This window comes from Kitasatospora sp. NPDC096077, assembly GCF_040303245.1.
Taxonomy (GTDB): domain Bacteria; phylum Actinomycetota; class Actinomycetes; order Streptomycetales; family Streptomycetaceae; genus Kitasatospora.
Genome location: NZ_JBEOSV010000002.1, coordinates 5,397 through 19,425 on the forward strand (window position 1 = coordinate 5,397; position 14,029 = coordinate 19,425).

A 14,029-nucleotide genomic window follows, 5' to 3' on the forward strand; every position below is an offset into this window, starting at 1 on the left:
GTGCACCACGGGCCTCCCCCCGCTCACCGCCCCCCCTCCCTCCCCCACCCCCCCCGCCCCCCCCCCCGGCCGCCTTTCGGCCCCCCTCGGCCGTACGCGCGTGCGGTCCTACTGGGCCGTCCTACTGGGCGCCGGAGGTGGCGGACAGCAGCTCCTCCAGCTCCTCCTCGCGCTCCTGCGCGGCCACGAACAGCAGCTCGTCGCCGCCGTCCAGGGTGTCGTCCTTGCTCGGCACCAGCACCCGGCCGCCGCGGATGATGCTGACCAGCGCGGTGTCCTGCGGCCAGGTGACGTCGCCGACCCGGGTGCCGACCAGCTCGGCCTCGCCGGCCAGGGTCAGCTCGACCAGGTTGGCGTTGCCCTGGCTGAAGCGCATCAGGCGGACCAGGTCGCCGACGCTGACCGCCTCCTCGACCAGCGCGGACATCAGCCGCGGGGTGGAGACGGCGACGTCCACGCCCCAGGACTCGTTGAAGAGCCACTCGTTCTTCGGGTTGTTCACCCGGGCGACCACCCGCGGCACCGCGTACTCGGTCTTGGCGAGCAGCGAGACGACCAGGTTGACCTTGTCGTCACCGGTCGCGGCGATCACCACGTGGCAGCGCTGCAGCGCCGCCTCGTCCAGCGAGGTGATCTCGCAGGCGTCGGCCAGCAGCCACTCCGCCATGGGCACCCGCTCCACCGAGATGGAGTTGGGGTTCTTGTCGATCAGCAGGACCTCGTGACCGTTCTCCAGCAGCTCGCCCGCGATCGAGCGGCCCACGGCACCGGCCCCGGCAATGGCGACCCGCATCAGTGACCCTCCTCCTTCGGCCCCTGCGCGAACGCGGCCTCCACGGCCGTCAGGTCGGCCCGGCGCAGCATCACGTGCACCAGGTCGCCTTCCTGCACCACCATCTGCGGCGAGGGGAGCACCCCTTCGCCGAGCCGGGTGACGAACGACACCCGGGCGCCGGAGACCTCCTCCAGGCTGCTGATCCGCTGACCGACCCAGGCCGGGTGGTACGCCACCTCGGCCAGCTGGACGCTGCCGCTCGGGTCGTTCCACAGCGGCTCGGCGCCGCTCGGCAGCAGCCGGCGCAGCATCTGGTCGGCGGTCCAGCGGACCGTCGCCACGGTCGGGATGCCCAGGCGCTGGTACACCTCGGCTCGGCGCGGGTCGTAGATCCGGGCCGCGACGTTCTCCACGCCGAAGGTCTCCCGGGCGACCCGGGCGGCGATGATGTTGGAGTTGTCGCCGCTGGAGACGGCGGCGAAGGCCCCGGCCTCCTCGATGCCCGCCTCGCGCAGGGTGTCCTGGTCGAAGCCGACCCCGGTCACCCGGCGCCCGTTGAACCCGGCGCCGAGCCGACGGAAGGCGGTCGGGTCCTGGTCCACCACGGCCACCGAGTGACCCTGTTTCTCCAGCGTTCTCGCGAGGGCGGAGCCCACGCGGCCGCAGCCCATGATGACGATGTGCACCGGCGCTACCTCACCCGTCCCGAAGGGTTCTTGACCTGCGCAAACACCGTTCATCTCCGTTTCCCGCCCGGGTGCGCCGGGGCGAGGGTCCTCGTGGGGCGTCGGCCGGACTGTGCTCGACAACCAGAGTGTTGCCCACCGACTCGTATCCGACACGCTAGCCGGTCCACCGAACGCAGTCGCGACGAAGGGGGGGATAAACGGCGCAAGCCCCGCCGGGAAACCCCTACGATTCCTTAACGTGCCTATGCCGACTGACCTTCCGAAACGCCTCTTGATCGGGCGCGCCCTGCGCAGCGACAAACTCGGGGAGACGCTCCTCCCCAAGCGGATCGCGCTGCCCGTCTTCGCCTCGGACGCGCTCTCCTCGGTCGCGTACGCCCCCGAGGAGATCCTGCTCACGCTCTCCGTCGCGGGCGCCTCGGCGATCCACTTCTCCTGGCAGATCGGCGTCGTGGTGGCGATCGTGATGCTCGCCGTCGTCGCCTCGTACCGGCAGAACGTGCACGCCTACCCCAGCGGCGGCGGGGACTACGAGGTGGCGACCGTCAACCACGGCCCGGCCGCCGGGCTGGTGGTCGCCGCGGCCCTGATGGTCGACTACGTGCTGACCGTCGCGGTGTCCACCACCTCGGGCGTCGCCAACGTGGTCTCCGCCGTCCCGGCGCTGCGCGGGCACGAGACGATCGTGTCGGTCGTCGTGGTGGTCCTGCTGATGGGCATGAACCTGCGCGGGGTGCGCGAGTCCGGTACCGCCTTCGCCGTCCCCACCTACGCCTTCATGATCGGCGTGATGGGCATGGTCGGCTACGGCTTCCTGCGGCACTTCGTGCTCGGCCAGTCCATGCCCGCCGAGAGCTCCGGCTTCCACCTCGCCGCCACCCCGGGCAACGAATCGCTGGCCGGCTTCGCGATGGTGTTCCTGCTGCTGAAGTCCTTCTCCTCCGGCTGCGCCGCGCTCACCGGCGTGGAGGCGATCTCCAACGGCGTCCCGGCCTTCCGCAAGCCGAAGAGCAAGAACGCGGCCACCACGCTGCTGATGATGGCGAGCGTCGCCGTGGTGATGTTCATGGGCATCATCTGGCTGGCCCGGCTGACCGGCGTGCAGATGGCCGAGAACCCGTCCGAGCAGCTGGTCGGCGCCGGCTCCGGCTACCACCAGAAGACCGCGCTGGCACAGATCAGCGAGGCCGTCTTCAACAACTTCACGCCCGGCTTCTACTTCGTCGCCGCCGTCACCGGACTGATCCTGGTGCTGGCCGCCAACACCGCCTTCAACGGCTTCCCGGTGCTCGGCTCGATCCTCGCCCAGGACCGCTACCTGCCGCGCCAGCTGCACACCCGCGGTGACCGGCTGGCCTTCTCCAACGGCATCATCCTGCTGGCCATCGCCGCGATCCTGCTGATCATCGCCTTCGACGCGGACCCGACCCGGCTGATCCAGCTCTACATCGTCGGCGTCTTCGTCTCCTTCAACATGAGCCAGTCCGGCATGATCCGGCACTGGACCCGGCTGCTGCGCACCGAGACCGACCCGGCCGAGCGGCGCCACATGCAGCGCAGCCGGGCCATCAACGGCTTCGGCCTGGTGATGACCATGGCCGTGCTGATCGTCGTCCTGGTCACCAAGATCGGCCACGCCTGGATCGCGATCGCCGCGATGGTCGTGCTGTTCGTGATGATGAAGGGGATCCGCCGCCACTACGACCGGGTGTCCGAGGAGCTCACCGCCGCGGAGGAGCCGGACGACGCGGTGCCGCCGACCCGGGTGCACGCCATCGTGCTGGTCTCCAAGCTGCACAAGCCGGCGCTGCGCGCCCTCGCCTACGCCCGGCTGGCGCACGCCCACACCCTGGAGGCCGTCACCGTCAACGTCGACCCGGCCGACACCGCGGCGCTGCGGCGGGAGTGGGACGAGCGCGGCATCGAGGTGCCGCTCAAGGTGCTGGACTCGCCGTACCGGGAGATCACCGGCCCGATCCTCGACTACGTGAAGAACCTGCGGCGCAGCAGCCCGCGCGACGTGGTCGCGGTCTACATCCCGGAGTACGTGGTCGGGCACTGGTACGAGCACCTGCTGCACAACCAGAGCGCGCTGCGGCTCAAGGGGCGGCTGCTGTTCAAGCCCGGGGTGATGGTCACCTCGGTGCCCTGGCAGCTGGAGTCCTCGGAGCGGCGCAGGCCGCTGAAGGCCTGGTCGCCGCCCGGCTCCGTCCGCCGTGGCGAGCCGCGGGCGCCGAAGGCCGTAAAGTCGAAGGATTCCGTCCGTGCCGGTGAGAACGCCGGTGCCACCTCCGACCGCAGCAAGGAATCCTCCCAGTGACGCGCAACACTCCGCCCCGCTCCTCGGGCTCCTCCGGCGCCTCCGGCAAGGGCAAGGGCGCCCGTCGGGGCGGCTCCCAGCCCGGAAAGGTGGCCCGGCCGCGCTGGGGCAAGCCGCAGCGCCCGGAGGCCACCGACCGTGACGGACTGACGGCGCGCACGGCGCCGGTCGTGCCGGGCGAGCCGTCCGTCGAGCAGCCGGTCCGGGCCGAGAAGCCGGCGCGGGCCGAGAAGCCGGTCCGCGCCCAGAAGGGCGCCCAGGGCGAGAAGGGTGCTCGGGGCGAGAAGGGTGCCGCGGGGGCTGCCGGGAAGGCGCCGCGCAAGCAGGCGGTGCGGCCGCCGAAGGCGCTGCGCGGCGCGGGGGCGCGTCCGGCGCGTCCGTCGCGGCCGGAGACGCCCTCCGGGGATCCGCTGGTGGGCCTGCGCTACGAGGTCGAGGTCGGCCCGGTCGCGCACGGCGGCGGGCACTGCGTGGCCCGGCACGAGGGTCGGGTGCTGTTCGTCCGGCACGCGCTGCCCGGTGAGAAGGTGGTCGCCCTGGTGACCGAGGGCACCACCACCTCGCGGTTCCTGCGCGCGGACGCGGTGGAGGTGCTGGAACCCGCCAAGGAGCGGATCGAGGCGCCCTGCCCGTTCTCCGGACCGGGCAAGTGCGGCGGCTGCGACTGGCAGCACGTCACCCCGGGCGGGCAGCGCAAGCTCAAGGCGTCGGTGCTGACCGAGCAGCTCGCGAAGCTGGCCGGGCTGACCCCGGCCGAGGCGGGCTGGGACGGCAGCGTCGAGCCGGTCGGCGGCAAGCTGCAGCCCGGGCAGGTGCCGGCCTGGCGCACCCGGGTGCAGTACGCGGTGGACGCGGAGTCCGGCAAGGTCGGCCTGCGCAAGTACCGCTCGCACGAGGTGCAGGTGATCGACCGCTGCCTGATCGCCGCCGAGGGCGTCACCGAGCTGGGCATCGAGTCCCGGGACTGGCCGGGGGTGGCGAGCGTCGAGGCGTTCGCCGCCAGCGGCTCCTCGGACCGTCAGGTGGTGCTGACCCCGCGGGACGGCGCCCAGCTGCCGCTGGTCGAGCTGGACAAGCCGGTGTCGATCGCCCGGGTCGACGCGCAGGGCGACCTGCACAAGGTGCACGGGCGCTCGTTCGTGCGCGAGCGGGCGGCCGGGCGGACCTGGCGGGTCAGCAACGGCGGCTTCTGGCAGATCCACCCGGAGGCGCCGGACACCCTGGTCGACGCGGTGCTGGACGGCCTGGACCCGCAGTGGGGCGAGAACGCGCTCGACCTGTACTGCGGGGTCGGCCTGTTCGCCGGCGCGCTGGCCGACCGGGTCGGCGAGGACGGTGCGGTGCTCGGCATCGAGTCGTCCAAGCAGGCCGTGGTCGACGCCCGGCACAACCTGGCCGCGCTGGACAACGTGCAGATCGAGTGCGACCGGGTCGAGACGCTGCTGCCGCGCACCGGCATCACCGCCACCGACCTGATCGTGCTGGACCCGCCGCGGGCGGGCGCCGGGCGCGAGACCGTCGCGCACCTGGTCGGCCTGGAGGCGCGTCGGATCGCGTACGTGGCCTGCGACCCGGCGGCGCTCGCCCGGGACCTGGCGTTCTTCCGCGAGGGCGGCTACCGGCCGGTCTCGCTGCGGGCCTTCGACCTGTTTCCGATGACGCACCACTTCGAGTGCGTGGCGATCCTGGAGCCGGCCGGGAAGTGATCCCGGAGTCGCGTTGACCGGGGGACGACCCCGGAGACGGCGAGGAGACGGAGAGGAGGCGGCACCCGTGGCACACGGGTGCCGCCTCCTCGGCGTTCGCGGGGCCGCTCGGCGGGCCGCTACTCGTTGTGCTCCTCCTCGTCGGCGGTGTGCGGGAGGTCGATGCCGTGCTGGGCGGCGAGCCTGATGAGTGAGGCGACCCGGCCCTCGTACGCCTGGACGCCGTCGGCGTCCCCTTCGGCCCGGGCCGTCGCGAGGTCCCGCCGGGCCTGGGCGAGCTGCTCGCGCAGCTCCTGGTCGAACATGGCTGTCATTGCCGGCCTCCAGAAAACCGGTCGGTGCCGCTCGGGGAACGCTCGGGAGAGTTCAGAGTCCCGGATGGTGCAGGACTGTTCAAGTCGGGTCCGGTCAGGTTCAGGGTAGGTCCGGTCGGGTACCGGTGTGGGGCCGGGGGCTTCCGGTTCGGCTTCCCGTCCGGTGCTCCGTCCGGCCTCGCGTCCGGTTTCCCGTTCGGTTCCCGTCCGGATTCCGGGGTGGGGCGGCGGTCCGGGCCGCGGTTCGGTGACGGACAGGTTGCGCGGGGGCGTGCGGCAGGTGTGCGGGCGGTGTGCGTGCGCCCTTGTTGTGCTAGCACTTCGGCGCTAGCTTGAACGGCATGGGCAAGAAGCAGCTGAACGTCCGAGTGGACGCCACGACCGCGGAGATGGCCCGGGAACGGGCGGAGCAGCAGGGGATCAGCATGAACCAGTACATCGAACGCCTGGTCCAGCAGGACATGGGTGAGTCGGGACAGGCCTTCATCGACGCCGCCGCACAGTTCATGAAGGAGTACGAGACGGCCTTCCTCGCCGAGTTCGGGGAGTCGGGCGAGCTCCAGGACGTGCGCCGTTGAAGCTGGAGGTCGACCTCTCGTGGCTGCTCATGACCGCCGAGCAGTACACGCCCGGTGACCCGCAGGTCACCGACTACGGCTCGCTGCTCGCGGCGGTCACCCGGCACCAGGCCGAGATCTTCGACATCTCCGTCTACCCCGAACCGCCGGACCGCGCGGCGGCGCTGATGCACCAGCTGATCCGGGTGCCCGCGCTGGAGAAGACCAACGAGCTCTTCGCGACCGCCGTCGCCTACGCCTACCTCGTCGCCAGCGGCTGCACCGTCGCCACCACCGCCCGCGAGGTGCGCAGCCTCTCCCGGGCCATCCGGGAGGGGCGGCTCGGGGTGTCCGGGGTCGCCGAACGGCTGGCGGCCTGGGTGGTCGACGAGGCGGAGGGGGAGGGCGTCACGGGGGCGGAGGACGAGGACGGGGACGACGACTGAGCGCTGTCCCCGTCCCCGTCCGGGGTCGGGGCCTGGGCCGGGCGGGTCGTGCGGGTCCCCGCGCGGCCCCGTGAGTCCTACGCGGGTTCGGCGATGAGGGCCGTCGCGAACGGGCGGAAGCCGGCCCGGCGGTAGATCCGGGCCACGTCCTCGTCCGCGGCGGACAGGAACACCGTCCGTACGCCGTTCGCGCGGGCGTGCGCCACCAGGGCCGCGGTCACCGCCAGGCCCAGCCCGCGCCGACGGGCGGACGGGAGCGTCCCGACCCCGACCACCTCGGTGACCGGGCCCACCGGGTTGTGCTGGCCCGCGCACAGCACCTCGTCGCCGTCCAGGACGGCGGCCAGCGCGGAGACACCGTCGGTGATCCGCCCGGCGATCCGCGCCACCGCGCCCTCGTCCGTCAACCTGGCGGCGGCCGTGGCCAGTTCGGCCGCTCCGGCGGCGCCGATGGCGGTGCCCGGGTCGCCGAAGGCCAGGTGCGGGACGGCGACCGCGGCGGCCAGCTCGGGGGCGTCCGCGCCCAGCACCCGCACCGTCACCCGCTCCGGGAGGGCCGGCGCCGGGGCCGCCCCGTCCTCCGGGCCGAGCACCAGCAGCGGGTGCTCGTGCACCGCCAGCCCGGCCTCCTCCACCGCCGCGCGCAGCTCCGGGTTCTGCTCGGCGACCCACTCGAAGGCCTCCGGCAGGCCCAACTCCCGCTGCCGCTCCAGCACCCGGCGGACGTCCTCGGCGGTGGCGGCCGGGCCGTCGTGGCAGGGGGTGGGGCGGGCGTAGTAGTGCCAGCCGGTGCCGCCCTTGCGGACGAACAGGGTCAGCGGGCCGAAGTCCTCGGCGACGGCGGCGCTGCGCGGCACGGCGTCGTAGTAGCACTCGATCGCCTGGAGCAGGGCGGGGTCCGGAGCATGATCAGCTGAAGTCACGGCGTGCATCCAAGCAGGGGTGCGGGTGGGGCGCCACCGAATTCCGGCGGAACCGCCTCCGGCGAACGGCCTTCGTCTGGTGGTGGCCGCCGAAGGGTCGTTGCCGAACGATTGTTGCCGAACGATGACCCGCTCGCGGCGATCTTGTGCGTATGCGCCGGGCATGCTGAGGCCTTCACAGCTCTGCCGAGGGGGACGGCGGACGTCCGTACTCGGCGAGGCAAGGGGGGAAGTCAGGCCCATGAGGCTCTGCTTTCTGGTGGAGGAGCACTACCGGCGGGACGGCATGCCGCTGGACGTCGTGCGTCAACTCACCGCGTGGGGGCACCGGGTGGACGTGCTGCGTCCCGGCGACTCGCTGCTGGCGATCTCCGAGGCGGTCCGGGCCGGCAGCCACGACGCCTGGGTGCTCAAGACCGTCTCCGGCGGCCCCGGGCTCACCCTGCTGGAGGCGGCCGCGGCGGTGGGCCTCACCACCGTCAACGACGTCCGCTCGATCCGGGGCGTCCGGGACAAGGCGCTCGCCGCCGTCATCGCCCGCACCCGCGGCCTGCCCGTCCCGGTCACCTACGCCGCCGCCCGCTGGGAGCGCCTCGCCGACATCCCGGCCGCCGAGTACCCGCTGGTCGTCAAACCGGCGGACGGCAGCTCCGGGCGGGGCGTGCGGCTGGTCGCCGGGCCCGACGACCTGACCGCGCTCGGGCCCGAACTCGCCCGGGAGGGGCTGCTGATCGCGCAGCCGTACGTCCCCAACGGCGGCACGGACCTCAAGGTGTACTGCGTCGACGGCGAACTCTTCGCGACGGAACGGTCCTCCCCGCTGCACCCCGGGCACGCCGTGCGCGAGCGGCCGGTGCCGCTGCCGGGGAGCGTCGCGCGGATCGCGGCGCAGGTGGGCGAGGTGTTCGGGCTGGACCTGTACGGGGTCGACGTGCTGCTCGGGCCGGACGGGCCGGTGGTGGTGGACGTCAACGACTTCCCGAGCTTCCGGCAGGTGCCGGACGCGGTGGCCCGGGTCGCCCGGGCGGTGCTGCGGCTCGCGCGCAGCGGGACGGCGGTGTCGGTGCCTTCGGTGCCTTCGGTGTCGGCGGTGTCCTCGGTGTCGGTGGTGCCTGCGGTGTCCTCGGTGCCTTCGGGGTCGGTGCCCGCGCTGGTGTCGGCGGGCGGCGGCGACGGTGGCCGGCTCGGCCTGGCGGAGGGTGGGCTGGGATGAGGGTCGGACTGATCGCCCGCGACCCGGGGCATCCGGTGCTCGCGGCCGCCGCCGGGGCGCTGGCGCGGCGGGGATGCCGGATGGAGCACGTCGGGCCGGACGGCGCCGTCGGAGCGGGGGCCCTCGCCGACGTCTACCTGCTCAAGGCGCGGACACCGCAAGCGCTGGCGCTGGCACGGGAGTTGGAGCGGCGCGGGGCGGTCGTGGTCAACTCGGCGGCGGCGACCGGACGGTGTCAGGACCGGGTGCGGATGGCGGAGCTCGCCCGCGGCGCCGGGCTGCCGTTCGCGCCGACGCTCGCGGCCGGGGTGCTGGCCCGACTCGCCTGCCCCGCCGACCCGTTCGTGGTGAAGAGCCGACACAGCCGGCGCCACGACCTGGTCGCGCTGGTCGACGGTCCGGACCGGCTGCGGGAGCTGGTCGGACGCTGGCCGGCGGAGGAGGTCGTCATCCAGCCGTACGTCCGGGGGAACGGCTGGGACCAGAAGCTGTGGGTGGTCGACGGGCAGCTGTTCGCCGCCCGGCGGCGCTCCGAACTCTCCCCGGAGGGCGAGGAGTCGGTGGCCGCGGAGGAATGGGAGCCGTCCGCCGGACAGGCCGCGCTGGCGCTGCGGGTCGGCGAGGTGTTCGGGCTGCAGGTGTACGGGGTCGACCTGCTGGACGGGGCCGCCGAGCCGGTGATCGTGGACGTCAACGCCTTCCCCGGCATCCGCGGGCGGCCCGGCGCGCCCGAGGCCGTCGCCGGGCTCGCCCTGCGGGTGGCGGGGGAGCGGGCCGCCGGGTCTCGCTAGCGTGCTCGCGGCGCGTCGGCGTGCGCTACGGCGGCGTACCGGCGGCGTCTGCGCGACGGTGGGCGGCCGGTCGGTGCCGGCGCAGCGCGGGCGGCCGTCGCCGGCGTGGGTGGTTAGGCTGGCTGACGCCCCCGACCGGTCGGGGCCGAACGGCGAGAGAAGACGGAACGTTGCTGCAGGACATCGAGCCCTACCTGGCCTGCCCCCACTGCGCGCAGGACCTCACCCGGCACGAGCGCAGCCTGCGCTGCCCCGCCGGGCACAGCTTCGACCTCGCCAAGCAGGGCTATGTCAGCCTCCTCGCCGGCGACGCCCACACCGGCACCGGGGACACCGCCGAGATGGTCGCCGCCCGGGCCGACTTCCTCGCCGCCGGCCACTACCGGCCGATCGCCGACGCCCTCGCCGAGGCCGCCGCTGCGGCCGGCGCCGACCCGGAGGGCCTGGTCGCCGACCTCGGCGCCGGCACCGGCCACTACCTGGCCCACGTCCTGGAGGCCCTGCCAGGCCGGGTCGGCGCCGCCCTCGACATCTCCAAGTACGCGCTGCGCCGCGCCGCCAAGGCCCACCCCCGGATCGGCGCCGTGGTCTGCGACGCCTGGCGCCCACTGCCGCTGCGCGACGCCTCCACCGACCTGATGCTCAACGTCTTCGCCCCGCGCAACGGCCCCGAGATCCGCCGCGTGCTGCGCCCCGGCGGCACCCTGCTGCTGGTCTCGCCCACCGCCCGCCACCTGTGCGAACTCGTCTCCGCTCTCGGCCTGTTGTCGGTCGACGAGGACAAGCAGCGGCGGATCGACGAGAAGCTCGGCCCCTACCTGACGCCGGTCGACCAGCAGTCGGTCGAGTTCACCCTGCGGCTCTCCGCGCAGGACGTCCGCACCGTCGTCGGCATGGGGCCGAGCGCCTGGCACACCGACCCCGACCGGCTCGCCGCCGCCCTCGCGGAGCTGCCGGAACCGGTCGAGGTGACCGCTTCGGTGATGGTGGCCGGGTACCGGCGGTCGGTGTAGGCCCTCCGCTCCGGTTCGTCCGGCGGCTACCCGTGCGGCCGCTGCCGGGAGTGCGGCGGGAGCGGCGGGATCCGCCGGGGCGGGCCCGGTCAGCGGTGTGCGGCAGGTTCGCCACGTTGGGATGAATCTGGCGCGCAGAGACGTTTCGCCCCGCCCGGCTGCGGCTAACGTCCGACGGGTGAACCGCGACGTCGCCGCGCCCGTCGGGCCGGCCCAACTGCGCCCGAGCGCCCCGGGGCCCGACCGGCCGCCCGTGCCACGCCCCACCGTCGAGGAGCTGCGGCTCACCTCCTTCAAGTCCTACCGGCGGGCCGTCCTGCCGCTCGCGCCGCTCACCGTGCTGCACGGGCCGGCCGGGGTCGGCAAGTCCAACGCCCTGGATGCGCTGGCCGTACTCGCCCGGCTCGCCCTCGGCGAGGAGATCGCCGGCTCCCTGGACGGACTGCCGGCCCGCACCGGCCCGCTCGCCACCCCCGTGCGCGGCGGCCTGGCCGGCTGTGTCCCGCACGGACGGGACGCCGTCATCCTGGGCTGCACCGTCCGCTCGCCGCGCGGCCGGATCCGGCTCGACCTGGTCATCCGCACCGACGGAGCGGTCCGGATCGCCCGGGAGTCACTCAGCCTCGACGGACGCACCCTGGTGGACACCGGTGAACAGGACGTCCGGAACGGGCGCGTCAACGTCTGCTGGCACAACGACACCCGTCAGGGCGACATCCGGGCGCCGTTCCCCAGCGGCACCATGATCGCCGCGCAGCTGCCGCTGCGGGTGGCCGGCTCGTCCACCGGCGAACGACTCGTCCTCGCCGCCACCGAGGACCTCCTCACCGCGCTGCGCGAGGTCTTCCCGCTGCACCCGGTCCCCGCCCTGATGCGCGGCTGGGCCGCAGCCGACCCGCAGGCCCGGCTGCGCAGCAACGCCGCCAACATCTCGGCCGTCATCCACCGGCTCGCCCACGAGTGCCCGCGCCGCTACGGGCAACTGCTGCGGGCCGTCCAGACGGCCGCGCCGCACCCGCTGCTCGGGCTCACCCTCGCCGAACGCGAGGGTGAGCGCGGGGCGGCGCGGCGGGTGCTGGCCGTCTTCGACGAGGGCGTGCTCGGCCGCACCGGGGCCGACCAGGCCTCCGACGGGATGCTGCGCCACCTCGCCTTCGCGGCGGTGCTGCTGACCGGTGCCGGGGTGCTCGACCTCGACGTGGCCGCCGAGGTGCCGTGGGCACACCGGCAGCTCACCGTGCTCGCCGAGGACCTCGGGGCGGGGCTGGCCACCGAGCAGGCCGCCTCGCTGCTGCGGCTGGCGCGGGACATGGCCGGGCGCAACCAGCTGCGGGTGGTGGCCGCGTTGCAAGGGCCGGCGGCGGCCCGGGAGGCGTTCGGGGCGGGCGAGGGGCGGTCGGGGGAGGTGGCGCTGGTGGAGTGTCGGCGGGATCCGGGGACGGGGCTGACGGTGCTGAGGGCGGAGGCGAGCCGGGTGCCGGTCCAGTGCGGGCGGGGGGAGGAGGGCTCGGCTTCGGCCGGGGGCGGTGATGCGGTAGACCTGGGGGCGTGAACGAGCGAGTAACGAGGTCGGTGTCGGGGTTGGGGTCGGTGTCGGATTCGGGGCCCGGGTCGGTGCCGGTGGAGCCGGTGGTGACGCCCGGGGAGCCGAGCCTGGAGGGGCTGCGGCAACGGCTGGTGGAGTTCGCGGCGGCCCGGCGCTGGGAGCCGTTCCACACGCCGAAGAACCTGGCGGCGGCGCTGAGCGTCGAGGCCGGGGAGCTGCTGGAGATCTTCCAGTGGCTCACGCCCGAGCAGGCGGCCGCGGTGATGTCCGACCCGGAGCGGGCCCACCGGGTCCGCGACGAGGTCGCGGACGTGCTCGCGTACCTGGTGCAGTTCTGCACGGCGGTCGGGGTCGACCCCCTGGAAGCGCTCGCGGCCAAGATCGAGCGCAACGAACACCGCTTCCCGGTGCCGGACGAGGAGGCCGACGTCAACCCGGGCGTGGGCTGACCACCCGTGTGAGGGACGGAAGTTATCCACAACCCCCGGGTTGTCCACAGCTTTCCGAATGGTGGATGCGCCCCACCCCGCCCTCCCCGCACGCTCTCCCCGTGACCACTCACCGCCCCGGCGGCGGAGCTGGTCGACGGCGACGACGAGCGGAAGGAACGGGGCCATGGAGGCGCTGCGACTGATCAAGACGGCCCGGCACGCCCTGGTCGAGGCCAGGCACGTGCCGGATGTGTTGGCCGAGGCACGGCGGGCGGCGCTGCTCACCGAGGCGGTGGGCGCCCTGCTGACGGAGTCGGAGGAGGACGACGACCTCCCGGGGCTCGGCCGGCAGCTCTCTGAGGCGGGCGCGCATGCCGCGATCTGCCTGGGCAGGTCCGTCGCCACGAACGCCCTGGTGCACGGCGGCCGGGTCGGCCGGATCACCGAACTCGGCGAACCGGCAGTGGCGTTGGAGGCACTGGACGACCTGCTGCGGGAGGTCGGGGAGACGCTCGTGGTGCTGGCCTGCGGGGCCGACAGCGAGAGCCTCTACTGGGCGTGCATCGACGGGGTCGACGCGGTGTCGGAGTGCAAGGACGTGACCGCGCGCTTGATCGAGGCGGCTGATAGGGGTGGCGGAGCGGAGCGTACGGTGCTCGGTGGCGCGGAGCCGGAACCGGACGGTCGGAGTGCGCCGTTACTGGTGGTCCGGCTCGGCCCGCCGGGCGAGGACGGCCCGAGCGACTACCGGGTGACCGGCGTGGCCGAGGCGTCGGAGGTGTCGGAGGTGTCCGTGTCGGCCGGGTAGGCGTGGGCCGGGGTGATGTCCCGGGTGTCGGACTGCAGCGCGGCGAGGTCCGCGGTCACCGAGGCGAGCAGTTCCTGCATCTGCTCAAGCAGGGTCTTGGGGGTCGCGGGCCCGGCCGGGCCGCTCGGGAACTGCGGCGTGGCGGAGGGTTCGGACATGACGGGGACCTCTTCGGATCGGTGGTGCGGTGTGCCGCAGCGACCAACGAACCGTTCCGGCGGCCGGTCACCGCGCACCACCCGATGCGGTCCAACTCCGGTACGCGGTAAGCCTCCCGGGTGATCCGAGGTTGCCGCTGCGGCACGCCCTCGGCTAGGGACCGGATCCACCGGGGTGGAGCGGAGGTGGGCAGGAGGAGGGTGGGCGGACGGGGGAGGGGGGAGGGGGAGGGGCCCAAGGAAGCGACTGAATCAAGAAGTTGGGCCCCGGCGCCGCGCGACCGCGGCGCCGGGGCCCAGAAAAGCACCATCGAGAGGAGTGCCGGCCCACGAGCACGA

15 protein-coding genes are annotated in these 14,029 nt (G+C 73.9%); 10 read left to right on the forward strand and 5 right to left on the reverse strand.

Annotated features, from left to right (window positions below; genetic code table 11):
- Window positions 1-121: 121 nt before the first annotated feature.
- Both ABTZ03_RS01855 and ABTZ03_RS01860 read right to left on the reverse strand, forming a co-directional pair.
- Window positions 122-793 (reverse strand): potassium channel family protein, encoded by a 672-nt coding sequence (locus ABTZ03_RS01855; RefSeq protein ID WP_350510882.1) that lies wholly within the window; start codon window positions 791-793, stop codon window positions 122-124.
- Window positions 793-1,461, reverse strand: a complete 669-nt coding sequence (locus ABTZ03_RS01860) for a potassium channel family protein (protein WP_350510883.1) — start codon at window positions 1,459-1,461, stop codon at window positions 793-795. Before ABTZ03_RS01860 ends, ABTZ03_RS01855 begins: the two co-directional genes overlap by 1 nt.
- A gap of 247 nt (window positions 1,462-1,708) precedes the next feature.
- On the opposite strand from ABTZ03_RS01860, the gene ABTZ03_RS01865 reads away from it, so the two are divergent.
- Window positions 1,709-3,784 carry an APC family permease gene (locus tag ABTZ03_RS01865; protein WP_502894375.1) on the forward strand — a complete coding sequence of 692 codons (2,076 nt, stop codon included), beginning with the start codon at window positions 1,709-1,711 and terminating at the stop codon, window positions 3,782-3,784.
- Between the two features lie 410 nt (window positions 3,785-4,194).
- On the forward strand, window positions 4,195-5,490 hold the full coding sequence (locus ABTZ03_RS01870; RefSeq protein WP_350511197.1) for a class I SAM-dependent RNA methyltransferase: 1,296 nt from the start codon (window positions 4,195-4,197) through the stop codon (window positions 5,488-5,490).
- Window positions 5,491-5,609: 119 nt separating this feature from the next.
- Here the strand turns inward: ABTZ03_RS01870 and ABTZ03_RS01875 are convergent, their stop codons facing one another.
- Complete coding sequence (locus ABTZ03_RS01875; protein ID WP_350510885.1) at window positions 5,610-5,804, reverse strand: hypothetical protein; 195 nt, start codon at window positions 5,802-5,804, stop codon at window positions 5,610-5,612.
- 341 nt (window positions 5,805-6,145) lie between these two features.
- On the opposite strand from ABTZ03_RS01875, the gene ABTZ03_RS01880 reads away from it, so the two are divergent.
- On the forward strand, window positions 6,146-6,382 hold the full coding sequence (locus ABTZ03_RS01880) for a toxin-antitoxin system HicB family antitoxin (protein ID WP_350510886.1): 237 nt from the start codon (window positions 6,146-6,148) through the stop codon (window positions 6,380-6,382).
- Between the two features lie 29 nt (window positions 6,383-6,411).
- Window positions 6,412-6,807, forward strand: coding sequence for a fic family toxin-antitoxin system, toxin component (locus ABTZ03_RS01885; protein WP_400917790.1), 396 nt, complete (start codon window positions 6,412-6,414; stop codon window positions 6,805-6,807).
- A 77-nt stretch (window positions 6,808-6,884) separates the two neighbouring features.
- Here ABTZ03_RS01885 and ABTZ03_RS01890 read toward each other — a convergent pair whose 3' ends face one another.
- Window positions 6,885-7,730 carry a GNAT family N-acetyltransferase gene (locus ABTZ03_RS01890; protein WP_350510888.1) on the reverse strand — a complete coding sequence of 282 codons (846 nt, stop codon included), beginning with the start codon at window positions 7,728-7,730 and terminating at the stop codon, window positions 6,885-6,887.
- Between the two features lie 241 nt (window positions 7,731-7,971).
- Between ABTZ03_RS01890 and ABTZ03_RS01895 the strand changes: the two genes are divergently transcribed.
- The 6 genes from ABTZ03_RS01895 to ABTZ03_RS01920 all read left to right on the forward strand — a co-directional run bounded on the left by ABTZ03_RS01895 (window position 7,972) and on the right by ABTZ03_RS01920 (window position 13,532).
- Window positions 7,972-8,943, forward strand: a complete 972-nt coding sequence (locus ABTZ03_RS01895) for an ATP-grasp domain-containing protein (protein WP_350510889.1) — start codon at window positions 7,972-7,974, stop codon at window positions 8,941-8,943.
- Window positions 8,940-9,734, forward strand: a complete 795-nt coding sequence (locus ABTZ03_RS01900; RefSeq protein WP_350510890.1) for an ATP-grasp domain-containing protein — start codon at window positions 8,940-8,942, stop codon at window positions 9,732-9,734. Before ABTZ03_RS01895 ends, ABTZ03_RS01900 begins: the two co-directional genes overlap by 4 nt.
- A 170-nt stretch (window positions 9,735-9,904) precedes the next feature.
- Window positions 9,905-10,747, forward strand: coding sequence for a putative RNA methyltransferase (locus ABTZ03_RS01905; protein WP_350510891.1), 843 nt, complete (start codon window positions 9,905-9,907; stop codon window positions 10,745-10,747).
- A 178-nt stretch (window positions 10,748-10,925) separates the two neighbouring features.
- Window positions 10,926-12,299 (forward strand): AAA family ATPase, encoded by a 1,374-nt coding sequence (locus ABTZ03_RS01910; protein WP_350510892.1) that lies wholly within the window; start codon window positions 10,926-10,928, stop codon window positions 12,297-12,299.
- Window positions 12,300-12,379: 80 nt separating this feature from the next.
- The gene (locus tag ABTZ03_RS01915; RefSeq protein ID WP_350510893.1) at window positions 12,380-12,742 is read left to right on the forward strand and encodes a nucleotide pyrophosphohydrolase; all 363 of its coding nucleotides are present in this window, start codon (window positions 12,380-12,382) and stop codon (window positions 12,740-12,742) included.
- Window positions 12,743-12,908: 166 nt separating this feature from the next.
- Window positions 12,909-13,532: a DUF6099 family protein gene (locus tag ABTZ03_RS01920; RefSeq protein WP_350510894.1), complete on the forward strand. Its 624-nt coding sequence runs from the start codon at window positions 12,909-12,911 to the stop codon at window positions 13,530-13,532.
- On the opposite strand, the gene ABTZ03_RS01925 is transcribed toward ABTZ03_RS01920, so the two are convergent.
- Window positions 13,469-13,690 (reverse strand): hypothetical protein, encoded by a 222-nt coding sequence (locus ABTZ03_RS01925; RefSeq protein ID WP_350510895.1) that lies wholly within the window; start codon window positions 13,688-13,690, stop codon window positions 13,469-13,471. The two genes, ABTZ03_RS01920 and ABTZ03_RS01925, sit on opposite strands and share 64 nt — an antisense overlap.
- Window positions 13,691-14,029 lie beyond the last annotated feature (339 nt).